Genomic DNA, 22597 nt, shown 5'->3' on the forward strand with positions numbered 1-22597 from the left:
GTCAGAACTCCTCGTCGGCGGAAGCGGCCGCCGCCCGTTCGGCGAGCGTCCTGACCTCCGGCGGGCGGGCCCGCACGAGCGCGACCACTTCGGCCCGGTCTTCCGCGGTGGTCCCGGCGACCCCCTCGTCCGCCACCCCGACGACGACCGCGATCTGTCCACTATGGACACGCGCCGCGAGCCGGGCCGCGGTCTCGTCCAGGTCGGCCGCACCGGTGAACCGCCCGGCGCCCAGCTCCAGCGGCACCTCCGCGAACGGCTCGCCCTCGTGGCTCGCGAACGCGGTGATGGCCGCGTCGGCGAACGCGCCCTCGACGACGACTTCGAGCCGGGTGGCGGTCGCGGCGGCGACGATCCGCCAGGTCACCGTGCCTTCACCGGCGTCCAGGATCCCTGGCGGCACCCGCGCCCAGTCGACGCTCGCACGTCCGCTCACCAGTACGCCTTCGCCGGGTGCGATCGGATCGAGGCCGGCGGCCAGCGCGTACGCGCGTCGTCCCGGCGCCACTGTTTCCCAGCGTGCCGCTGCTTCGGCGCGCACGACGTCGTCCTGCTCGTCGAACCAGGCGGCGAGGCGGGCACACAGTCCTCGTACGTCTTCGGCGACCGGCCGCGCCGCCGCCGCGAGCGCGCCATCCGCGATCGCCGCGTCGAACAGCTCCGCCGGAGAGGCTTCGAAACCGTCGAGAAGCCCTTCGGCCAGGTCTTCCACCTCGGCGGTCGCGACCGCCGTTTCGAGGTCCAGCAACGCCGGGTCCAGCGACGGGACTCCGAGCGACGGACCGGCAGGCCACCAGCGGCGGAGCCACAGCAGCAGCGCGAGCCTGCCCAATTCCGGCCGGGCGGGGAGATCCGCCTGCCCCTGGCCGAGCGCGGTGAGACTCGCATCCGCGCCCGCGAGCCGGGTCAGCCACGGTTCGGCGGCCCCGGCGTCACTGAGCTCGACGCGCATCGTGGTCGTCCGGCCCGCGAGGAGATCGGCGAGGGCGAAGCCGATGAGGCCGCCGTCGGCCGCGACCACGGGCGTGTGCACCGGATGCGTCACGACACGGCCTCCAGATCCGGCAAGCGGGCCATGAGCGCGCGGCGCACCTTCGTCCGCAGATCCAACGACGTCGAGCGGACCACGCCGGTGACGAGATCGCGGACATCGGCGGCGTCGGCGGGCTGGTCGCCGCGCACGTCGAACCCGTGCAGCCGGACCCAGAGCCTGCCGAGGAAGTGCTTCGCGAACTCGCGGAGATCGCGCAGGAGTTCGGCGTCGGGCCGAGGGGCGAGCGGCGTGGCCCCGGCCAGGGCACGGCGGGCGTGCAGGACGTAGCCCTCCCTCGCGACTTGCGCGTTGAGCCGCCGCGCGAACTCGGGGACACCGGCGGGTGCCGCGCCGTCGAGCGGCCGCAGCGCGGGTGCGAGGACGACTCCCAGCGCGAAGCACGCGGCCAGCGCGGGCAGGCCGAGCCCGAATCCGGCGGCGACCCGGGTGAGTTCGGCGTCGACGAGGTCCTCGACGGGAGCCCGCTCGTCCGGGGGAAGACGGCGCAAGGTCGCGCGCACCCGCCGTTCGACACTGCGTTCGAGGAGTTCGGCGCCGGTTTCGTCGCGCCGGCTCAACGGCGGGACGGCGGTGCGTTCCCCGCGCTGCAGACCGAGATCCGGTGCGGGCAGCCCGGAGATCTCCCGGACGATCTCGCCGAGCGCCCGTGTCCCTCCCGGCTGTCTCAGCCCGAGCCCGAGAGCGTGCCCGGTGACCGAATCGGCGAGTGCGTGCCAAGCGCTGTCGGAAAGGCCATCGACGAACGCCCGGAGCGCGGCGATGTCTTGCGGCACGGGCGATTCCGCGTGCCAGCGGCGACGCAACTCCGCGGTCAACCGCGCCTCGTGCCGCGGATCCGCGAGGTACGCGGTGAGCTGATCCACACCCGCCGTGCCGCCTTCGCCGTGCAGATCCCGCAACGCCGCCTCGGCCGTCTCCGCCGCGCCGGGGCCCGGCGAGCCGAAACCCGTCGCCAGTTCGTACGCCAGCGGGAAACAGACGTCCTGCACGTTGCCCGCCGTGATACGCAGGACGCGGCGCTGACGTTTGAGATGGGTGAACCACGCGGCCGTCGCACGCAGCCTGTCCGCGTCGGCCAGCAGGAGTTCCGTCACCTCCGCGGCCGTGGCCGCGTCCAGCACGGGACGGCCGAGCCGGGGACGCGCCGCCGTGCGGATCACCAGCGGGTCGATGATCTTCTTGATCGTCCGGGTCAGCGGCCCGCCGTCGGCCGAGGACAGGACCTCGACACCGTCGATGCGTTGCCACGCCTGCGCGAGAACGGCCGACCTCAGCTCGCCCGATCCCGTCGTCACTCGCCCTCCCCCTCGCGCCGTCACCAGCCTATCCGAGCCCGGCGAGCCACCGGCCTCGTGAGCCACGTCACAGGCATCCCTCTTGACTGACCGTCGGTCAGTCGAACTAAGGTAACCCTAAATCGACTATCGAAGGGGGTGCCGGTGGGACGCATCATGACGCTGGCGACCGGAGTCCGCCGCTATCTCGTGGCCGGCGTTCTCCTGCGCGTCGCGGTGACTTGCACTTACATCGGCCAAGGATTGCTGCTGGCCCGGGTACTGGAACAGATGCTGACCGGGCACGGGATCGGCGAACAGGCCGGGCCGCTGGCCGGGGTCGTGGCGATCGCGCTGGCCCGGTTCGGGCTGACCTGGGTCGCGGAGATCGTCGGGCAGCTCACGGCGGCCGCGACCAAACAGGAACTCAGGACGCGGGCGTTCGCGAAACTGGCCGAACTCGGTCCTGGGTACACCTCCGGTGAACGCACCGGCGAGCTGAAGGGCGCGCTCGTCGAAGGCATCGAGTCCTTGGAGGCCTACTACGCCCGCTACGTGCCCTCGCTCGTCGCGGTCGCGGTGACACCGCTGATCGTGCTGGCGGTGCTGGTGGGCCACGACCCGTGGTCCGCGGTGATCGTGGCGGCGTTCGTCGTCGCCGCGCTGATCCTGCCCAAGCTGTGGTCACGGATGCTGAAACGGCGCAGCGACGAGTTGATGACCGCGTACCTCGGCATGGGCGCGACCGTGCTCGACACGCTGCAGGGATTGGTCACTCTCAAGGCGTTCGGGGCGGCGGGACGACGCCGCGAGGAACTGGCGACCGTGTCGGATCGGCTGATCACCGGCTGGAACCGGGTGATGGCGGTCGCGCTGATCGCGCAGATGATCTACGCGCTGGCGATCGTCGGCGGGGTGGCGTTGACGGTCGCGGTCGCCTCGGTCCGCGCGGCGAGCGGCTCCCTGGACGTCGGGGCGTTGTTCGTCGTCATGGTGCTCTCGGCCGAGGCGTTGCGGGCGGTCGGCGTGCTGGCCACTTCGTTCCACGCCAGTTACGACGCCGCGAGCGCGGCCGACGTGCTGCACAAGCTGTTCGCCCAGAGCCCGCCCGCTCCGGAACGTCGTGGGGTCGTTCCGGCCGAGGGGCTGACGGCGTCGGTCGGCTTCGAAGACGTGTCCTTCTCCTACACCGAGGGCAAGTCCGTCCTCAGTGGACTCTCCTTGCGGCTCTCCCCCGGTGAGACGGTCGCGGTCGTCGGCCCGTCGGGAGCGGGGAAGTCCACTCTCGTCTCGCTGCTGCAACGGTTCGTGGATCCCGGCGCCGGGCGCGTGACGCTGGGCGGGCACGATCTGCGCGACCTGCCGCTCGACCAGATCCGCTCGATGGTCGGGCTCGTCACCCAGGACACCCACCTCTTCGCCGGCACGATCCGGGACAACATCGCGCTCGCCCGCCCGGACGCCTCGGACGAGCGGATCGCGGCCGCGGCACGGGTCGCCGACATCCACGACTTCGTCACCGGGCTGCCGGACGGGTACGCCACCGAAGTCGGGGAACGGGGATTGCTGCTCTCCGGCGGGCAGCGGCAACGGGTGGCGATCGCCCGGGCGGTCCTGCTGGACGCCCCGATCCTCGTGCTGGACGAGGCCACGGCCAGCGTCGACGCCTCCACCGAGGCGTCGATCCAGACGGCGCTCGGCAGGCTGACCAGGAATCGCACGACGCTGGTGATCGCGCATCGGCTTTCCACCGTGCGCGACGCGGACCGCATCGTCGTACTCGACGAGGGCGTGATCCGCGAAACGGGAACCCACGACGAACTCCTCGCCCGCTCCGGGCGCTACGCCGATCTTCTCTCCGCACAAGGAGTCTCATGAACACCACCGCCGTCCGTTCCCCGCTCCGCACGACGCTGAACCGCGCGCGGCAAGGGAAAGCCGCCTTGGTCCTCGCCCTCGCCGGCGGGGTGGCCCAGCACGCCGGCGCCGTCGTCGCCGCGGCCGCGGGGGCCTGGCTGATCGCGACCGCCGTGACCGGCGCCGAACCCGGCGACCTCTCCCCCGGCCTGATCGTCCTCGGTGCCGCCGTGGTCGTCGCGGGCGCCGGGACGTGGGCGGCCGCGCAGTTCGGGCACGCCTTCGCCTTCCGCTACCAGGCAGGTCTGCGGCTGGCCCTCTACGACGGCCTGGAGCGCAGCGCTCCCCGCGAGTTGCAGGGAAGGCGCACCGGCGAGGTCGCGGCTGTCGCGATGGGCGACATCGAGCAGCTCGAACTGTTCTTCGCCCATCTGCTTCCCGGTGTCCTCAACGCGGTGACCATCGGCATCGCGAGTGTCGCCGCGCTCGCCACGATCGACGTCCGGCTGGCGGCCGCGGCGGGGATCGGCATGCTGCTCACCAGCCTCGTGCCGATCGTCGTGGCGCGCCGCACCGAACGCGACGGACAGCGGCTCCGCGAGGAGATCGGCGGGCTCAACGGCGATGTCGTCGACGGCGTGCAGGGAATCCGCGAGTTGCTGGCCTTCCGGCGAATCGACGCGTGGCAGGAGAAACTCACCGCACGCACGTCGGCGATCCGCCGTCATCAGCTCGCGCACGGCCGCGCGGTGGGTTTCCAGAACGGCGTGACCGATCTGCTTTCGTCGGCCACCATGATCACCGTGCTGATCACGGCCGTCGTGCTGAGCGCGTCGGGCGGGATCACGCTCGCGACCGCCACGGTCGCGGTCGGTCTCGTCATCGCCGCGGTCCGCCCGGTCACCGAAGTGGTCGAGATGGCCGGTCAGCTCTCGCCGTTGCGTGCCAGCGCCCGCCGGGTACTGGAGCTGATCGACCAGCCGGCGCAGGTCCCCGACGACGCGACCACCACACCGCGCGTGGAGACCTCCGCCGTGCGGTTCGACCACGTGTCGTTCTCCTACGAGCCCGGGCGCCCCGTTCTCGACGACGTCACCTTCGAGGTGCCCGCGGGTTCGACGGTGGCGATCGTGGGGCATTCCGGGGCGGGCAAATCGACGTGCGTCAACCTGCTGCTGCGGTTCTGGGACGTCGACGCGGGCGCGGTCACCCTCGGCGGTCACGATCTGCGGGACTTCCCGCTCGCCGGGCTGCGGGACCACATCACCGTCATCCCGCAGGACGTCTACCTGTTCGACGCCACCATCGCCGACAACCTCCGCCTCGGACGGCCCGGTGCGAGCTCCGCCGAACTCGAAGCCGCCGCCCGCGCCGCCAACGCGCACGACTTCATCATGGCGCTGCCCGAGGGATACGACACGAAGGCGGGCGAACGAGGACTGCGGCTTTCCGGCGGTCAACGGCAACGGCTGGCCATCGCCCGCGCGCTCGTCTCCCCGGCCTCGGTCCTGGTCATGGACGAGGCCGCGTCGAACCTCGACACCGAGAACGAACGGGACATCCAGGCGGCGCTGCGGAATCTGCGACACGGGCACACCACGATCGTCATCGCGCATCGGCTGTCCACGATCCGCGACGCCGACCGCATCGTCGTCCTCGACTCCGGTTCCGTCGCCGAAACCGGCACCCACGACGAACTCTTCGTCCGAGGCGGGCCCTACGCCCGGCTCATCGCGGCGCAACGTGACGGCGTCGTCGGGCGCGTACCGGATCTTGAGGCGTCTTAAGCTGGGGGCATGAAGAGCACGGCACCCAGGACCAAACCCTCGGACGAGCGGCGGACGGATCTGCTCGACGCGGCCGAAGAACTGGTCCAGAGGCAGGGAGCCGAGCGTTTCACCGTCGAGGACGTCACCTCCGGGGCCGGCGTCGCGAAGGGCACGTTCTATCTCCACTTCACGAGCAAGGGGGATCTGCTGGACGCGCTGCGCGACCGTTACGTACGCCGCTTCGCCGATGTTCAGCTCTCCGCCGCGCACGCGGAGGGCGGGGTCGCCGGGGTGCGGGCGTGGATGCGGGCGGGCGTCACGGAGTACCTCCGCGACGTCCGCCTCCACGACGTCCTCTTCCACCCCACGGCGCGCGGGGAGCGGGACTCGCCGAACACGCTCGTCGACACGTTCGCCGAATTCCTCGCGGCGCTGGAGTCGCCACCGCCGGATCCGGAGACGACGGCGCTGATCCTCTACTCGGCCATGCACGGGGTGACCGATCACATCGTGCACGCGCCGGAATCCGGTGACCGGTTGCTGGCGGGACTGGACCGGCTCGTGGTTTCGGTACTGGGGTAACACGACCGTTCGGACTAACTTTCGTCCGTTCTGTACATACTTTCGTTGACTTCGATCGAAAGTCCTCTTAGGTTCAGCGGCGTCACAGAGGTGCTCCGCCGCCGACCCGAGGAGCAACGATGCTTCCGTTTGTCCGCAAGCGCTTCAACCGGTCCATCGTCGCCTCGCTGGCGCTGGTCACGGCACTGTCCGGGCTGGCGACGGCCCCGGCCGAAGCGGCCATCCCGCCCCAGCAACCCGGTGTCACGCTCCGCACGTACGACCTCCAGCGCGAGCTCACCAAGCTCTGCGCGATCAAATCCGGCCAGACCCCCAACGTCGACAAGCTGATGCCGACGATCGACTGGTCCACCACCGCCGACTTCGGGCTCGACGAACGCTTCGTCTCCGAGGTCATCGCGAACATCAACGTCGCCGCCGCGGGCCAGTACGAATTCCGGCTCACCAGCGACGACGGCTCCCGGCTCCGGATCGACGGCCAGACGGTGATCAACCACGACGGCCTGCACGGGGCGACCCCGGCGACCGGATCGGTGCAGTTGAGCACCGGGTACCACGCGCTGCGGATCGACCATTTCGACAACACCAACGACCAGCAGGTCACCCTCGAATGGCGGCCGCCGGGCGCGGCGGATTTCGCCCTCGTGCCGAATTCCGTGCTCAGCACCGACGCCGACGTCGTGCGGGTGACCTCGCCGGGGCGCAAGGAATGCGAGGGCGCCACGGACTCCCCCGGAGACGGCCTGCCGCTGAACGGCGTCCACCCCGGCTTCACGCTGACGAATCTGCGTCCCGAGGGATTCCAGCCGCAGGTCACCGGCATGGACTGGCTGCCGGACGGGCGGCTCGCCATCGCCACCTGGGGCGGCTCCGACAAGGTCCTCGGCGAGGTCCACCTGCTGAGCAACGTCAGCGGGAACACCGACCCGAGCAAGGTGCGCACGCAGCGCGTCGCCAGCGGGCTCAAGGAACCGATGGGCGTCAAGTACGTCGACGGCAAGCTGTACGTCTCGGAGAAGACGCGCCTGGTCGAGCTGAACGACACCAACGGCGACGGCGTGACCGACGACTACCGCACCGTCGCCACCTGGCCGTTCGGCGGCAACTTCCACGAGTTCGCGTTCGGCCTGCTGTACAAGGACGGCTTCTTCTACGCCAACCTGTCCGTGTCGATCAACTATGGCGGCGCCACCACCGACCCGCAGCCCGCGCCGAACCGCGGCACCACGATCAAGGTCGAGAAGGCCACCGGCAAGGTTTCCTACGTCGCCGGCGGGCTGCGCACGCCGCACGGCATCGGCTGGGGCCCGGAAGGCGACGTCTTCGTCACCGACAACCAGGGCGGCTGGCTTCCGGCGAACAAGCTCGTGCGGGTCAAGCAGGACCGCTTCTTCAACCACTACACCAATCCCGCGGGACCGTTCGACGCGAAGCCGGTGACCGCGCCCGTGTTGTGGTTGCCGCACAACGAGATCGCGAATTCGCCGAGCAATATGGTCATGCTGCCGACGGGCCCGTTCGCCGGGCAGATGGTGTACGGCGACGTGACCTACGGCGGATTGCAGCGAGCCTTCCTGGAGAAGGTCAACGGCGAGTACCAGGGTGCGGTCTTCCGCATGACCCAGGGCCTCGAGTCGGGCGTCAGCCGGATCAGCCTCGGCCCCGACGGCGCGATCTACACCGGCGGGATCGACGGCGGCGGGAACTGGGGCCAGCCCGGCAAACTCGCCTACGGCCTGCAGAAGGTGACGCCCAACGGCACGAACGCCTTCGACATCCGGGCGATGCGGGCCGTCGCGGGCGGATTCGAACTGGAGTACACCCAGCCGCTGTCGGCCGAGACCGCGCAGAACCTCGCGGCGAAGTACCAGGCACAGCAATGGCGTTACCAGCCCACACCGGCTTACGGCGGGCCGAAGATCGACGAGCAGACGTTGTCCGTCACCTCCGCGAGCCTGTCGGCCGACCGCAAGAAGGTCACGCTGCAGGTGGCTGGGCTGAAGGCCGGGCACGTGGTGCATCTGCGGTCGCCGCGTCCGTTCGCGGCGGAGTCCGGTGCGGCGCTGTGGAGCACGGAGGCCTGGTACACGCTCAACTCCCTGGTCGGTGGCCCTCCCGCCGCCACGACCTACGAGGCGGAGCGGGCCGCGCTGAGCGGTGGCGCGGGGACGAACACGAACCACGCCGGCTACACCGGCACCGGATTCGTCGACGGCTATTGGAACCAGGGCGCCTCGACGACGTTCACCGTGAACGCGCCGAAGTCCGGCGCCTACAACGCGGCCTTGCGCTACTCGAACGGCCCGGATCCGGCGCCAGGGACCAAATCGGTGACCGTCTACGTCAACGGGACGAAGGTGAAACAGGTCAGGCTCGCGAGCACCGGCAACTGGGACACCTGGAACACCCAGCCCGAGACGCTGAACCTCAAGGCCGGATCGAACACGATCTCCTATCGCTACGACGCGGGCGACGCCGGCAACGTCAATCTCGACAGCCTCACCCTGACCGAATCCCGGCGTATCCAGTTGTTCAAGGGCACCGATCTGAACGCGTGGGAGAAACGCGCGGGCGGCGCCGCGACCTGGCCGGTGTCCGGCGGTGCGATGGAGTCGCTCGGCGGGGACATCCGCACGAAACAGCAGTTCGGCGATTTCCGGCTGCATGTCGAATGGAACGAGCCGAACTATCCGCCGGAGGTCACCGGGCAGCAGAGGGGCAACAGCGGGGTCTACCTCCAGGAACGCTACGAAGTGCAGGTGCTCGAATCCTTCGAGGACACCACGCTCGCGAACAACGAGGCGGGCGCGATCTACTCGAAGAAGGCGCCTGACCGGAACATGGCGACGGCGCCCGGGACCTGGCAGACCTACGACGTCACCTTCCGTGCCGCCAGGTTCGACGGTGCCGGGAACAAGACCGACAACGCCCGCGTGACGGTGGTGTGGAACGGCGTCGTGGTCCACAACGACGTGGCGATCGACGGCGGTACGGGCGACAGCATCCCGGAGAGCGCGGCACCGGGCGCGATCCGCCTGCAGGACCACGGGGATCCCGGGGAGAACCCGCGATTCCGCAACATCTGGATCGAGCCCATCGGCTAGTTCCGGCGTTGTCCGTGAAGGCCTCTCCTTGAGGGACTCTGGGTCCCTCAAGGAGGCCTTCACGGACTTCTCAGCGACGGCAGGGGCGGAGGTCGATCCCTCCGGTGGTCTGCCCGGCGGTGACCGGAATCGGTGTGGCGGAAGCGAAATCGGCCGCGTCGCGGTACCAGCAGTCGGCGTCGGTGTAGTGCTTGATCTTGACGTTCTGCGTGGTGAGGCCGTTGACGGTGTACTGCCCGTTCGAATCCGGCGTTGCCCAGTCCACGATGTCGCCGGTGCGCGCGTTGAAGGCGTAGACGTAGCCGAACGTCGGCTTGCCGTCCTTGTCGAGGATCCGCCCGCTGACCGCGCCGTTCGGCACGAGCGCGGCGTTCTCGGTCACCGTCGCGCCGGGCTGGACCCGCACCGGGCGGGCGGCGAACCGGTCCGAGGCGCCTCCCGACCACTGCCATGCGTAATTGCCCTGTGAGGAAGCGAATTCGAGCGGCCACTTGTACGGCCCGAGTCCCTTGATCGTGTAGATCCCGCCGTTCCGGCTGCAGTTCACGTCGAAGCGGAAGCCGATCCGGGGATCGACCGCGAACGGGTAGACGCAGACGCCGTTCACCGGGGCCGCCGTGGCGCGGTCGGTGACCTTGCCGGTGATCGTGCCGGCGGGATCCATCTTGATGTCCGCGGTCGGGGCGGCCTTGCCGAGTTCGGCGGTGACCGTGCGGGCCTTCCCGATGTCGCCGGTGCCGCCGTCCGGCCCGGCCCACTGCATGCCGTAGCGCTCGTCGAGCGGCTTGACCAGCAGCTTGTACGCGCCCGGTTCGATCGGCCCGATCACCAGTTTCCCGTTCGCGTCACTGCAGTAGTACTGATAGTCCGCGTCGAGGACACCGACGATCGGGAGGGCGTAGGTGTCGACGCAGATCCGCTCCAGCGGCGCCTTGGTCTTCGCGTCCCGCACGGTGGCCACGACCGACGCGGCGGGTTTCATCGACGCCCGGAAGTCGGTGGTCTGCCCTGGGGTCAGATCGACATGCTGCCAGTTGACCGGGTAATGCGTACCGTCCGGGCCCCACACGCTCAGCGTGTAGTAGCCGAACGGCGGCAGGTCCTCGTACAGCATGACTCCGTCGGCGCCCGCGCACTTCCGCAGCTGCGGCGGATGTCCTTGCTCGACCTGCGAGCACGCGCCCGCGACGGGCGCGCCGGTCTTCTCGTCCGTCGCGACCACCCGGAGCTTTCCGTACGGCGCCATGGCCTCGTCGACGACGGCGACCTGGCCCTCCTCGACCGCGAAGGTGTCCGCGCCCGGGAAGCTCGACTTCTGCCGGATCCATTGCGTGCGGTCGCCGTAGGTGATCGCCATCGTGTAGGTGTCCGCTTTGACACCGCTGAACGAATAGGTGCCGTCCGCCGCGGTGAGGACCGTCGACCACCACCGCTGGTTCTGGTCGGTGAGGCTCACCGAGGCGCCCGCGGCGGGCCTTCCCTGATCGGTGATCTGCCCGCGGACCGTGGCCGTGCCCTGGCGCAACGCGAAGTCCAGGCCGTGCGGCAGGTCCAGCACTTCGGCGGCGAGCGCGCTTCCCTTGTTGTACGCCCAAAGCTCGGCGTATCCGGCGGCGGTCGCGCGTGCCTTGTACTTGCCGGGTACTACGCCCGCGATCTCGTAGCGGCCGTCCGCGCCCGCGCTCCCCGAACCGGTCTCCTTCAGGTCGAGATCGAACAGCGTCACACACGCCCCGGCCACCGGCTCGCCGGAGTCGGCGGCCTTGACCACCCCGGCCACGATCCCCTCGTCGGCCAGCGCCGGACCGGTCGTCAGCAGCGCGACGATCGGGATGGCGGCCGCCAGGAAAAACGCTCTCTTCATCGGAAGCTCCCCTCAGTGTCACGCCAACGATGGCGCCGGGGAGCCGCCGGTGTCTGCGTCATCTGACACAGACACCCGGGAGGCTCAGGCCGTCTCCGCCGCCAGGACCTCGCGCGCCACGAGCACACCGCCGACGAAACCGACCGGCATCACGATCAGGGCGGCGAACGGGATCAGGCACAGCAGCGACACTGGAAGCCCGAGCCCGAGGGCGAGCGCGCGGTGCCGCCGCAGCAGCAGCCTGCGCTGCTTCAGGTCCATCCCGCGCCGGTAGAACGGCACGGCGATCAGTTCCAGCACCAGGAACCACGCCGTCACCAAGGCCAGCAGTACCGGCACCACGGTCTGCCCCACCACGGGGATGAAGCCCGCGATCAGCAGCGGGATCGTGAACATCAGCGAACGCAGCACCAGGACCAGGCCGTCCTTGAGGCCCATCACCAGCAACCGCCACCCCGACAGGTCCACCGCGCCGGGCACGCCGCCGAGATCGTCCTCGACCTTCTCCGCGATGTGCTCGTAGAACGGCCCGCCGACGGCGAGGGTGATCGCCGTGAAGCCGATCATGGCGATCGCCAGCACCGCCCCGAACACCGCGACGCCGACGGCCACCCGGATCGTCGTCCGCCAGCCCGGCGACCAGTCGTCGGCGAACGGCGTGATCAGCAGCGAGAGATCGTCGATCCAGAACGCCAGCGCGACGATCCCGCCGATCAGCAGCACCGTGGTCAGCAACGCGGGCAGCGCGCCGATCAGCAGCAGCCTCGGCGACCGCGCCAGGATGCCGAGGCCTCGCCCGAACATCCGGATACCCTTGAAGAAGTCCCGCACCGGACATTTCTACCAGTGCAGACGTTGACCGGGGTTGAGCAGGTCACCCGGCGCGTACCGGGCCTTGGCGTCGGCGAGTTTCGGCCAGGCGTCGCCGAAGTGCGCGCGCCAGTCCTCTTTGGACATCGGCAGCGCGTTCGACGGATAGACCTTTCCGCCGAGGCCGCGTGCCTTCCGATAGAGGTCCACATTGAGCTCCAGCAGGCGTGCGTTGTGCAGTGGATCCTCGGGAGAACCGACCCGCAGCGGGGAAAAGAGCCACGAGAGCTCTCCTGGCGGCACGCTGAACAGGGCGGTGTTCAACCGGTTGTTCCGCACCGGGTAAAGGAGGATCAGCCCGGTGGCCCCCAGTTCGGGTTCGCCGGTGGCGGCGAGGGTTTCGGCGACGAACCGCTCGACCGTGTCGTCGGTGAGAAACACGTTCAGCCACGGATGCGGATGGAACCAGCTGCCCATCGCCCGGAGCGCCGCTTCCCCGTCTGCCATCCGGTTCAGGAAGTCGAAATACGCCGTGTCCTCGTCCTCGGACTCGTCGAAGTCGAGCGAGTCCAGCAAGGCGGACTCGTCCGGCTCGGCGTGCGGCGGGTGATAGGCGACCGCCTCCAGCATGTACCGCCAGCCGCCCTCGACCGGAATCAGCTGCCCCTCCACGTAGTCGAAACGACCGTCGCGGACCACGGCGCGTTGATCGGCGAGGAACGCCGGAAGCGTGTCGTAGTAGAGCTTCCATCGGCGGGCGCGTGCGGGGGCGGGGGTCAGCCGCAGGGTCACGCGGGTGATCACCCCGCATTGCCCGAGACCGGCGAGGACGGCGTCGAACAGGTCCGCGTTCGTGTCACGGGAGCAGGTGAGCACCTCGCCGGTGCCGGTGACGACCTCCAGGTCCACCACGCAGTCCGTCTGCGTGCCGTGGTGGTGGGTCGCGCCGCCGATCCCGCCGACCACCAGCGTGCCCGCGACGGTCAGCTCGAGATAGTCGGTGAGCACCGGCGGCGCCAGCCCGTGCGGCAGCGTCGTTTCCAGCACCTCCCGCCAGCGGGCGCCGGCGTCCACCGACACCAGATCACCGGTGACCACCCGGCGCGGCGGCAGCGACGTCATGTCCAGCACGATCCCGCCGTCGACCTGCCCCTGCCCGTACGGCGAATGCCCGGCACCCCGGGCGGCGACCGGAAGGCCCCGCGCGGCGGCGAACCTCAGCACGACGGCCACGTCGGTCACCGAAGCGGGCCTCACCACCAGGCCCGGCCTCGCGTGGATCAGGTTCCCCCAGTCCTTGCCGGCGATGGACAAGGCGGCTTCCCCGGTGAGGATCTCTCCGGCGATGGCGGGCAGGATCTCGTCGGTCATGATCGCACGCTACCGAGCGCGGGCGGACATAGGCGATTTCCACCGACGCGAACCCCGGCGTCCCGCTGCGAAGTTGGTGGCGTGACGGACACCTTGGCACCGACGAGGCGGGCTCGTGGCACCGTGCTGGCCGCCGCGCCCCTGACCATCATGGCCGCGGCGATCATCGCGCCCAGCCTGCCCGCGATGCGGGAGGACTTCGCCGATACGCCCGGTTCGGGTCTTCTCGTCCGGTTGGCGCTGACCGTGACCTCGCTCGCGATCGCGATCAGCGCGCCCCTCGCCGGGATCGTCGCGGATCGCGTCGGACGCCGCCCTCTACTGTTGGCGGGCCTGGGTCTCTACGCGGTTTCCGGTACGGCCGGGTTCTTCGTGGACGACCTCTACCTGCTGCTGATCACCCGGGCGGGGCTCGGGCTGGCCGTCGGCGGGATCATGACCGCGATCAGCACCCTGATCACCGACTGGTTCACCGGCGAACGCCGTGCCTCGTTCCTCGGTCTGCAGCAGGCTTTCGCGAGCCTGGGCGGGGTCGTCTTCCTGCCGCTGGCCGGGCTGCTGGCCACGGTGAGCTGGCAGGCGCCGTTCTGGATCTACTCGGTTTCCGCGGTCGTGGCGGTCTTCGCGATCGTGTCCCTGCGCGAACCGGTACGGGACAGCCCCTCGGCCCGGGAGGACGGCCGGTCCCGGCTGCCCGCACGCATCGTCGGCGTGTACGTCCTGGCGTTGGTGGTGACGCTGGTCTTCTACATGGCGCCGACCCAGTTGCCGTTCCTGCTGGAGGGATTCGGCAGCGGGCCCGCCGTCATCGGCGTCGTGGTCGCCGGGAGCACCTTGACCGGCGTCGCGGGCGCGCTGGCCTTCCCCCGGCTGCGTGGGCGCAGGGGCCCGACGGCGATCACCACCGTCAGCGTCGCGCTCATGGGTGTCGGCTGGCTGGTGATCGGTACCGCGGGCACCGTCGCCCAGGTCGTGGCGGGGCTGCTCGCGGGCGGGCTCGGCGTCGGCCTCGTGGTCCCGAACCTCAACCTGCTCCTGGCCGAATTCGCCCATCCCGCGCAGCGCGGCCGAGTGCTCAGCGGCCTGGTCACCGGGATCTTCCTCGGCCAGTTCCTGTCCCCGCTCGTCGTCCAGCCACTCGTCCAGGGCATCGGCATCGCCGGCTCGTTCATCTGGACCGGCATCGCCCTCGGTACCGGAGCGGCGCTCGCCGCTCTTCTCTCGAACCGGAACAACGGAAAGGAAACACGATGATCTACCACGGCAACCGTTTCACCCTGCGGCCCGACGCCTCCCCTGAGCAGATCGAGGAGGCGTTGGAGAGCCTGCGCAATCAGGGCCGGGTCATCCCGGCGGTGAAGTCCTTCGTCGTCGGCCGCGATTTCGGCGGCGACTACGAATGGGGCGCGGTCTTCGCGATCGAAGACCTCGACGGGTACTGGGAGTACCTCATGCACCCGGCGCACCGGAACACCGACCGGGTCGGGCTCCCGCTGGTCGACCGGTTCGCGTCCTTCGACGTCACCGACGACCCGGATCCGCAGATGGGTGCGAAGATCGCCGAACTGCACCAGCGCCGTTACGACAACGACGCCGAGCTGACCCAGCTGATCTCCGACCTCGGCGAGTACTCCGGCAGCGCCGCGCCGGGAAAGCACGGCGCCTGACCACGACGTCAGCCACCGTCCGCGAGGGAACCACTGCCGTCGGGGCCGGTCACGATCACCCTGCTGCTCACCGCGGTCCCGAACGGGATGATCGTGACCTGCCACGTCTGCGGCTCCCCGACGTCGATGGTCGCCTTCGCCCGCTGGACGAGGGCCAGGACGCGGTCGACCGCCACCGCACGGAGGTCGAACCGCGGCACCTGGGCCTCCGACGGGGCGAAGACCACGGTCAGCCGCCGGTCCTCGACGACCGCGGTGATCACCCGGGAGACGTCCGTGGCGAGCGCCAGCGCGTCGATCGCCCGGCGCAACTCCCCCTCGCCGAGAAGCGATCTGTCGACGTTCACGGTCGCGGATCCCGAGGAGGACGTGGTCGTGCTCGACTGGGTTTCTTCCGGTCGCGCGGGCGCTTCCGGCGCGAACAGCTCCGCGCGGAACAGGACCAGCACGAGAGCCGCGCCGAGCACGAATCCGAGGACCGCGAGCGCGCCGAACGCGCAGCCCTCCTCCGGTTCCTTCACCAGGCTGGATTCCGGGGCGGATTCGATCGCCGCTGCGGCCACGCGCCGCTCCCACTCCGGCGACAGCCGCTCGACGATCTCCGCCTTCCACGGCCGCTCTTGCCGATACCGCACGACGAGGACGTCGCCCGGCCGGTAGTTCGGGAGGTCGACCAGGTTGACGCCCTGGGTGACCTTCAAGCGATACGTCGCCAGGCCATCGGGGGCGACGGTGAGGTCGAAGTAGACCGGGATGTCCCCCGTCTCGGTGCCCCCGGCACGAAGGCCCTCGACCTTGGCGAGCGCGAACACCGGCGCGATCTTCGCCTCGCGAGCACGCCGCGGCGCCCCTGCGAGGTGGAGCAGGATTCCATAGGCGATGGGAAGTCCGGCGCCCGTGACCATCAGTGGCACGTACTCGATGACGATCCCCACGATGAACGCGCACAGGGTCGTCCCGGTGATGATCCCGGTCAGGAATCCGCGGACGAGGGCGAGCGACATGGACGTGACTCCAGACTTCCGGGGCGTGTGCGGTCAGCCTTCGCCGTACCGGGCGCTACCGAACCCACCTTTCGGCTACCTAATCTCATTAGGCAAATCCCGAATGGACTATGGTACGGTGGCCGTCATGGCGAGAGCGGGACTGACCACGGAACGCGTGGTCCTGGCGGGCGCGGAGCTCGCCGACGAGATCGGCTTCGAGCAGGTGACCCCCACTGAGCTCGCGAAGCGGTGCGGCGTCAAGACGGCGAGCCTGTATTCGCACGTGCGGAACGCCCACGAGCTGAAGACCGAGATCGCCCTGCTGGCCTTGGCCGAACTCGCCGATCTCGCCGCCACCGCGGTGGCGGGGCTGGCGGGCAAGGACGCGCTGATCGCCTTGGCGAACGTCCACCGCGACTACGCGCTCGAACATCCGGGCAGATTCACCGCCGCGAGATTCCGGCTCGCCCCGGAGAAGGCGTCCACCAGCGCCGGCGTCCGGCACGCCGAACTGACGCGGGCGATCTTGCGCGGGTACGACCTGGCCGAGCCGCACCAGACACACGCGGTCCGGCTGCTGGGCAGTGTGTTCAGCGGCTTCGTGGGCCTGGAGGCCGCCGGAGGTTTCAGCCACAGCACCCCCGGCTCGCAGGAGAGCTGGACCGAGATCCTCGACGCGCTCGACGTCCTGCTGCGCGCTTGGCCCCGAACGAAATGAACGGAAGCATGTTCACCACCCCGATCACCGCCGACCTCGTCCGCGGCGCGCTGGACCTCGAAGACACCGAACGCGGCGTGCTCCCCCACCGGCTGCCCGCCCGGACCAGGCAGCAGATCCCCGACGGTCAGCTGGCCATGGCGGAATCGCAGCCGTCCGGTGTGCGGCTGGTCTTCCGCAGCACGGCGACGCTCGTCGAACTCGATGTCCTGGCCACCAAACGGGTTTTCGCCGGTACACCGCCCCGGCACGATGGCGTCTACGAACTGTTCGCCGACGGCCGGCTCGCCGGGCACGCGAGCGTGGCCGAGGGCGACACGATCACCGTCGACCTGGCCACCGGCACGGCGCGGCACCAGCCCGGCCCCGTCCGGACCCTGCGGTTCGACGGGCTTCCCGGGCACGAAAAGAACGTCGAGATCTGGCTGCCGCACAACGAAACGACGCGGCTCGTCGCCCTGCGCACCGACGCGACCGTCCACAGTGTCCGATCGTCCGGCCGCAAGACCTGGCTGCACCACGGCAGTTCCATCAGCCACGGGTCCAACGCGGCGACTCCGACCGGGATCTGGCCTGCCAGGGCCGCGGCCATCGCCGGAGTGGAACTGGTCAATCTCGGCTTCGGCGGCAGCGCGCTGCTCGACCCGTTCACCGCCCGGGCGATGCGGGACACGGCGGCCGACTTCATCAGCGTCAAGATCGGGATCAACGTCGTCAACGCGGACCTGATGCGGCTGCGCGCGTTCGGCCCGGCGGTGCACGGTTTCCTCGACACCATCAGGGAAGGCCGGCCCACCACGCCGTTGCTGGTCGTCTCGCCGCTCTATTGCCCCATCCACGAGCACACACCGGGGCCCGGCGAATTCGATCCGGACGCCTTGCGGGAAGGAAAAGTGCGGTTCAGGGCGACCGGCGATCCCGAGGAGACCGCCGCGGGAAAGCTCACGCTCACCGTGATCCGCGACGAACTCGCCCGCATCGTCAAGGAGCGGAGCGCGGACGATCCGAACCTGCGCTACCTCGACGGCCTCGAACTGTACGGCGAGGCCGACCACGCCGAGCACCCGCTGCCCGACCACCTCCATCCGGACGCGGCCACGCACCGGCTCATCGGGGAACGCTTCGCACGCTTGGCCTTCGCCGCCTCGTGAGTGGTAAGGACGGTTAGAACCGTCCTTACCACTCACGAGCCCCATCGGTTACTGTGCGCGTATACCTCGGTAGCCCCGTTTGCGGGTACCTATTTTTCTTCCTGTCCAACGAAAGTCGGTATCCGCCTCCGGTGCGGCGGATCACCATGATCGGCACCGGATCACCGGTGCCGGGTCGCCTTGGCCGTGCCCGGCGACCCCACTGTGTCCAGTGCGGCCACCCCTCGCGCTGGATCCTCCCTCGCGAAAGTGAGTCACCGGTATGCGCACAACCCCCTTAGCCCGTACCGCCACCACACTGGTGGCCGCGGCCGCGGCCGTCGGCTTCCTCGCCCCGTCCACGGCCACCGCCACCACCATCGCGGGCTACTCCCCCACGGTGCAGCACGAGGCCGTGACGTCCCTCGCCGCCGAAGCCGGGATGAGCCAGGCCGCCGCGGTCGAGTTCCTCCGGACGCAGACGGCCAGTGTCGAAACGCTGCAGAAGGTCACCGCGTCGCTCGGCTCCCGTGCCGCCGACGGTTACCTCGACGACGCCGCCAAGCCGGTCGTGAACGTGCTCGACCAGGCCGCCGCCGACCAGGTGACCGCGACCGGCGCGCGGGCCCGCGTGGTCAAGCACTCCAGTGCGGCGCTCACGAGCGCGCAGAACGCCCTGCAGGCGTTGCCCACGGTCGCGCACACCTCGATCGGCCTCGACCCCAAGGCCAACCAGGTCGTGCTGACCATCTCCGACGCCGCGAAGGGCTCCGAGGCTCTCGTGAAGGCCGCGGAAGCGCTCGGCGACCGGGTCCGCGTGGAGCGGACCACCGGCGAGATGCACACCGCGATCTACAACGGCGAGGCCATCACCGGCGGCGGCACCCGCTGTTCGGCCGGGTTCAACACCAACCGCGGCGGCCAGAACTACATCCTCGACGCCGGCCACTGCACCCGCGCGGTGTCGCAGTGGAACGTCGGGCCGTCGCAGGGCGCCAGCTTCCCGACCAACGACTACGGCCTGATCCGCAACACCACCGGCAGCGCGCCGGGCGCGGTCACCCTGTGGAACGGCTCCACCCAGCGGATCGCGTCCGCCGGTTCGGCGACCGTCGGGCAGCGGATCAGCAAGAGCGGCAGCACCACCCGGCTCACCTCGGGTTCGGTGCAGCGGCTCAACGTCACGGTGAACTACGCCGAAGGCTCGGTGTACCAGCTGATCCAGACCAACGCGCTGGTCAACCCCGGCGACTCGGGCGGTTGCCTGTTCTCCGGCAGCGTCGGGCTGGGGATCACCTCCGGCAAGGGCAGCGGCACCTCGTACTTCCAGCCGATCGGCGAGGCGCTGAGCGCCTACAGCGTCACGCTCAACCCGTAGGCACGTCACGGGCCCCGGTCACCGCGACCGGGGCCCGGCCTGCGCGTGGAAGTGCTCGACGGCGTGATCACGGAAACGTCGTGCCGCGGCGGAAAGATAGGTGTCCTCGCGCCACGCGACGCTGAGCACGCGGCGGCACTCGGGATCGTCGACGTCGAGCCAGACCACCGTCCGGCTCGTTTCCGGCCGGAGCCCGAGCGACGGCACGAACGCGAGGCCGAGGCCCGCGTCGATGAGCTGGAAGAGCACCGCGGCCTCGTCACCCTCACAGACGATGTGAAGTTCGAGCCCGGCCTTCGCGAACAGGCGCTCGGCGAGCTCGCGCTGCCAGTATCCGGGGCGCGTGGTGAGGAACGGCTCGCCTTCGAGATCCGCCAGGCCGACCCGGCCACGCCCGGCGAGCCGGTGCCCGGAAGGCACGCAGAGGAACACCTGTTCGTCGAGCAGCACGCGGCTGCGGATGTCGTTGCCCGCCAACGGTTGCGATGAGATGCACAGGTCGACGTCGCCGGATCGCAGCTTCTCCGCCATGCCTTCCCCCGATGCCTGGGACAACCGCACGTCCACCAGCGGGTGCTCGGGAACGAAGGTGCGAAGCGGCTCAGTGAGGGCGAGCAGGCTTTCGGCCGCGACGGTGACGGTGCCTCGTTCCAGCCCGGCGGCGTCGTCCAGCTCCTGACGGGCGTCGTCGAGTTCGGCCAGCGCCCGGTCGACACGGCGGAGGAACACGGCGCCGAAGCGGTTGAGCCTGATCCGGCGCCCGTGCCGGTCGAACAGCGGTACGCCGAGGTCGTTCTCCAGCCTGGCCAAGGTCCGGCTGAGCGAGGGTTGCGCGACCCGCAGCTTCTCGGCGGCGCGGCCGACGTGTTCGAGCCGGGCGACGGTCTGAAAGTACCGGAGGGCCAGAAGATCCACTGCTGATACCTCACCTGTTATGAACAGATAACCGATCTTGTCTTGGACAGCATAAGGCGTCGGCTCCTACGTTCGATCGCGTGAGTGAAATCCTGACCGGCCCGAGCCGGAAGGCGAACGGGACGCTGGTGGTGAACCGGGTGCTGGTGAGCGCCCACGCCGTCGCGATCATCGGCCAGCCGGTGTTCGCCGGCGGCTATCTCGGCGGCGATTACGACATGCTCTGGCTGCACCGCTGGGGCGCGGACGCGGTGTCGTACCTGGCGTACGCGCAGATCCTGGCGGCGCTGGTGCTCTGGCTGGTCCGCGGACCGCGCTGGCTGTTCTGGATCAGCCTGCTGCTCGCGGCGGGCGAGACCGGGCAGTACCTCGCCGGGATGGCGGGCGCGCTCGATCTGCACATTCCCCTCGGCGTCGCGCTGGTCACCGGTGCGGTGCTGACGACCATCGCCGTCTGGCGGCCACAGACCTGGCGGGCGGGCCGATGAGCCGCCGCCTTCCCCGCCGGACCTTCCTCGGGCTCGCCGGTGGAGCCGGTGTCCTCGCCGCCGCCGGGATCGCGGCACCCCGCCTGCTGGCACAAGGCGCGCCGGGGACCGGTGAACTGCTGCGCAGCGGGCTCCCGTTGCCGGAACCCTTCCGGGTGCCGCTGCCGATCCCGCCGGTATTGCGTCCACAAAGGACAGCCGACGCGGATCACTACACGATCACCCAGCGGGCGGCGACGGCCGAGATCCTGCCCGGTGTCCGGACGCCGATCTGGGGCTACGACGGGATCTTCCCGGGTCCGACGATCGAATCGCGGCGGGATCGGACGGTGGTCGCGCACCATCGCAACGAACTTCCCGTGCCGACCGTGGTCCACCTGCACGGCGGGCACACCCCCGCCGAATCCGACGGCTACCCGACCGATCTCGTCCTGCCGCGGTCCGGCTGGAGCGCGGCGCACGCCGGGCACGGCATGGTCGACGCCCGCGCCCGGATCTCCGACGGGGAGCGCGACTACATCTTCCCGCTGCGGCAACGGGCCGCGACCCTCTGGTACCACGACCACCGCATGGACTTCACCGGTCCGGCCGTGTACCGGGGCCTGGCCGGATTCCATCTGATCCGTGACGACGAGGAAGACGCCCTGGGGCTCCCGTCCGGGGACCGTGAACTGCCACTGATGATCGCCGACCGCTCCTTCGACGAGCACGGCGAATTCGCCTATCCCTCCCTCGACCGGACGCTGCGGACCACGCCGGGGGTCGAAAGTGCTTATGTGGAGGGCGTTTTCGGTGACGTGATCCTCGTCAACGGCGCGCCGTGGCCGGTGCACGAGGTCGCGGCCGCGCGGTACCGGCTGCGTCTCCTCAACGGCTCCAACGCACGGCGTTACGACCTGGCGCTCGACCCGCCGCCACCCGGTGGCGGCGGTTTCGTGCAGATCGGCGCCGACCAGGGCCTGCTCGACGCGCCGCGCGCACACGACCATCTCCCCATCGCACCGGCGGAACGGTACGACGTCGTGGTCGACTTCGGCCGGTATCCCGTCGGCACCGAGGTCACCCTCGTGAACCGGCTGGGCTCCGGCTCGACCGCCCAGGTGATGCGGTTCGTCGTCGCGCGCCGTGCGGCGGACGACAGCCGTGTTCCGGCGAAACTAGGCGAAATCCCGCCGCTCGCCCGCGAGCGGGCCACGACCACGCGCGACTTCTCGTTCCGCGCGGGGACCGTCCACGGTCGCGCGGGGTGGGTGATCGGCGGGGAACCGTTCTCGCCGGACCTGATGTCGGCGAGCCCGCGCCTCGGCGACACCGAGATCTGGCGGTTCGTCGCCGACATCCACCATCCCGTGCATCTGCATCTGGTGGGATTCCGGATCCTTTCGCGCGGCGGACGGCCGCCGGGACCGTTCGACGGCGGCATCAAGGACACCGTCGATCTGGCCCCTGGCGAGTCGGTCGAGGTCATCGCGCGCTTCGACGGGTATCGCGGCCGCTACGTGTTCCATTGTCACAACGCCGAACACGAGGACATGGCGATGATGGCGAACTTCGAGGTGGTCTGAAGATGGCGGCCGGTCCGTGAGGGCCTCCTTGCCTACCCTGAAGGTAGGGAAGGAGGCCCTCACGG

18 protein-coding genes are annotated in these 22597 nt (G+C 70.0%); 11 read left to right on the forward strand and 7 right to left on the reverse strand.

Features of this window, described 5'->3' with window-relative positions; translation table 11 throughout:
- Nucleotide 1: 1 nt before the first annotated feature.
- A complete protein-coding gene (locus tag MJQ72_RS11165; protein ID WP_240599133.1) occupies nucleotides 2-1045 on the reverse strand; it encodes a hypothetical protein in 1044 nt (347 codons plus the stop codon).
- Nucleotides 1042-2349, reverse strand: coding sequence for a hypothetical protein (locus MJQ72_RS11170; protein ID WP_240599134.1), 1308 nt, complete (start codon nucleotides 2347-2349; stop codon nucleotides 1042-1044). Before MJQ72_RS11170 ends, MJQ72_RS11165 begins: the two co-directional genes overlap by 4 nt.
- Before the next feature lie 144 nt (nucleotides 2350-2493).
- On the opposite strand from MJQ72_RS11170, the gene MJQ72_RS11175 reads away from it, so the two are divergent.
- From MJQ72_RS11175 to MJQ72_RS11190, 4 genes are all read left to right on the forward strand, one after another.
- Nucleotides 2494-4206, forward strand: coding sequence for an ABC transporter ATP-binding protein (locus tag MJQ72_RS11175; RefSeq protein ID WP_315860851.1), 1713 nt, complete (start codon nucleotides 2494-2496; stop codon nucleotides 4204-4206).
- The gene (locus tag MJQ72_RS11180; protein ID WP_240599135.1) at nucleotides 4203-5972 is read left to right on the forward strand and encodes an ABC transporter ATP-binding protein; all 1770 of its coding nucleotides are present in this window, start codon (nucleotides 4203-4205) and stop codon (nucleotides 5970-5972) included. The genes MJQ72_RS11175 and MJQ72_RS11180 overlap by 4 nt, the downstream gene beginning before the upstream one ends.
- Nucleotides 5973-5981: 9 nt before the next feature.
- A complete protein-coding gene (locus MJQ72_RS11185) occupies nucleotides 5982-6536 on the forward strand; it encodes a TetR/AcrR family transcriptional regulator (RefSeq protein WP_240599136.1) in 555 nt (184 codons plus the stop codon).
- Nucleotides 6537-6655: 119 nt separating this feature from the next.
- Nucleotides 6656-9640, forward strand: a complete 2985-nt coding sequence (locus MJQ72_RS11190) for a family 16 glycoside hydrolase (protein ID WP_240599137.1) — start codon at nucleotides 6656-6658, stop codon at nucleotides 9638-9640.
- 70 nt (nucleotides 9641-9710) lie between these two features.
- On the opposite strand, the gene MJQ72_RS11195 is transcribed toward MJQ72_RS11190, so the two are convergent.
- From MJQ72_RS11195 to MJQ72_RS11205, 3 genes are all read right to left on the reverse strand, one after another.
- Nucleotides 9711-11504, reverse strand: a complete 1794-nt coding sequence (locus MJQ72_RS11195; protein ID WP_240599138.1) for a collagen binding domain-containing protein — start codon at nucleotides 11502-11504, stop codon at nucleotides 9711-9713.
- Between the two features lie 84 nt (nucleotides 11505-11588).
- Nucleotides 11589-12335: an EI24 domain-containing protein gene (locus tag MJQ72_RS11200; RefSeq protein WP_240599139.1), complete on the reverse strand. Its 747-nt coding sequence runs from the start codon at nucleotides 12333-12335 to the stop codon at nucleotides 11589-11591.
- Between the two features lie 9 nt (nucleotides 12336-12344).
- Entirely contained in the window at nucleotides 12345-13685 is a 1341-nt protein-coding gene (locus MJQ72_RS11205; protein WP_240599140.1) for an FAD-binding protein, read from the reverse strand.
- An 81-nt stretch (nucleotides 13686-13766) separates the two neighbouring features.
- On the opposite strand from MJQ72_RS11205, the gene MJQ72_RS11210 reads away from it, so the two are divergent.
- Both MJQ72_RS11210 and MJQ72_RS11215 read left to right on the forward strand, forming a co-directional pair.
- Entirely contained in the window at nucleotides 13767-14939 is a 1173-nt protein-coding gene (locus MJQ72_RS11210; protein WP_240599141.1) for an MFS transporter, read from the forward strand.
- Nucleotides 14936-15352, forward strand: a complete 417-nt coding sequence (locus tag MJQ72_RS11215; protein WP_240599142.1) for a Dabb family protein — start codon at nucleotides 14936-14938, stop codon at nucleotides 15350-15352. The genes MJQ72_RS11210 and MJQ72_RS11215 overlap by 4 nt, the downstream gene beginning before the upstream one ends.
- Before the next feature lie 8 nt (nucleotides 15353-15360).
- Here the strand turns inward: MJQ72_RS11215 and MJQ72_RS11220 are convergent, their stop codons facing one another.
- On the reverse strand, nucleotides 15361-16356 hold the full coding sequence (locus MJQ72_RS11220; protein WP_240599143.1) for a hypothetical protein: 996 nt from the start codon (nucleotides 16354-16356) through the stop codon (nucleotides 15361-15363).
- 127 nt (nucleotides 16357-16483) lie between these two features.
- Between MJQ72_RS11220 and MJQ72_RS11225 the strand changes: the two genes are divergently transcribed.
- The 3 genes from MJQ72_RS11225 (at nucleotide 16484) to MJQ72_RS11235 (ending at nucleotide 19564) form a co-directional block, all read left to right on the forward strand.
- On the forward strand, nucleotides 16484-17056 hold the full coding sequence (locus tag MJQ72_RS11225) for a TetR/AcrR family transcriptional regulator (RefSeq protein ID WP_240599144.1): 573 nt from the start codon (nucleotides 16484-16486) through the stop codon (nucleotides 17054-17056).
- Between the two features lie 8 nt (nucleotides 17057-17064).
- A complete protein-coding gene (locus MJQ72_RS11230; RefSeq protein WP_240599145.1) occupies nucleotides 17065-18207 on the forward strand; it encodes a GDSL-type esterase/lipase family protein in 1143 nt (380 codons plus the stop codon).
- A 262-nt stretch (nucleotides 18208-18469) separates the two neighbouring features.
- Nucleotides 18470-19564 (forward strand): S1 family peptidase, encoded by a 1095-nt coding sequence (locus MJQ72_RS11235; RefSeq protein WP_240599146.1) that lies wholly within the window; start codon nucleotides 18470-18472, stop codon nucleotides 19562-19564.
- A gap of 18 nt (nucleotides 19565-19582) precedes the next feature.
- On the opposite strand, the gene MJQ72_RS11240 is transcribed toward MJQ72_RS11235, so the two are convergent.
- Nucleotides 19583-20479 (reverse strand): LysR family transcriptional regulator, encoded by an 897-nt coding sequence (locus MJQ72_RS11240; protein WP_240599147.1) that lies wholly within the window; start codon nucleotides 20477-20479, stop codon nucleotides 19583-19585.
- Between the two features lie 80 nt (nucleotides 20480-20559).
- On the opposite strand from MJQ72_RS11240, the gene MJQ72_RS11245 reads away from it, so the two are divergent.
- Both MJQ72_RS11245 and MJQ72_RS11250 read left to right on the forward strand, forming a co-directional pair.
- Entirely contained in the window at nucleotides 20560-20967 is a 408-nt protein-coding gene (locus MJQ72_RS11245) for a hypothetical protein (protein ID WP_240599148.1), read from the forward strand.
- On the forward strand, nucleotides 20964-22532 hold the full coding sequence (locus tag MJQ72_RS11250; RefSeq protein WP_240599149.1) for a multicopper oxidase family protein: 1569 nt from the start codon (nucleotides 20964-20966) through the stop codon (nucleotides 22530-22532). Before MJQ72_RS11245 ends, MJQ72_RS11250 begins: the two co-directional genes overlap by 4 nt.
- The last annotated feature ends 65 nt before the right edge of the window (nucleotides 22533-22597 follow it).

The organism is Amycolatopsis sp. EV170708-02-1 (genome assembly GCF_022479115.1).
Taxonomy (GTDB): Bacteria; Actinomycetota; Actinomycetes; order Mycobacteriales; family Pseudonocardiaceae; genus Amycolatopsis.

Coding starts and splice junctions, on each gene's coding strand:
- MJQ72_RS11180 (WP_240599135.1), top strand. CDS start 4,203: ATGAACACCACCGCCGTCCGTTCCCCGCTCCGCACGACGCTGAACCGC.
- MJQ72_RS11185 (WP_240599136.1), top strand. CDS start 5,982: ATGAAGAGCACGGCACCCAGGACCAAACCCTCGGACGAGCGGCGGACG.
- MJQ72_RS11190 (WP_240599137.1), top strand. CDS start 6,656: ATGCTTCCGTTTGTCCGCAAGCGCTTCAACCGGTCCATCGTCGCCTCG.
- MJQ72_RS11195 (WP_240599138.1), bottom strand. CDS start 11,504: ATGAAGAGAGCGTTTTTCCTGGCGGCCGCCATCCCGATCGTCGCGCTG.
- MJQ72_RS11205 (WP_240599140.1), bottom strand. CDS start 13,685: ATGACCGACGAGATCCTGCCCGCCATCGCCGGAGAGATCCTCACCGGG.
- MJQ72_RS11215 (WP_240599142.1), top strand. CDS start 14,936: ATGATCTACCACGGCAACCGTTTCACCCTGCGGCCCGACGCCTCCCCT.
- MJQ72_RS11220 (WP_240599143.1), bottom strand. CDS start 16,356: ATGTCGCTCGCCCTCGTCCGCGGATTCCTGACCGGGATCATCACCGGG.
- MJQ72_RS11225 (WP_240599144.1), top strand. CDS start 16,484: ATGGCGAGAGCGGGACTGACCACGGAACGCGTGGTCCTGGCGGGCGCG.
- MJQ72_RS11230 (WP_240599145.1), top strand. CDS start 17,065: ATGTTCACCACCCCGATCACCGCCGACCTCGTCCGCGGCGCGCTGGAC.
- MJQ72_RS11235 (WP_240599146.1), top strand. CDS start 18,470: ATGCGCACAACCCCCTTAGCCCGTACCGCCACCACACTGGTGGCCGCG.
- MJQ72_RS11250 (WP_240599149.1), top strand. CDS start 20,964: ATGAGCCGCCGCCTTCCCCGCCGGACCTTCCTCGGGCTCGCCGGTGGA.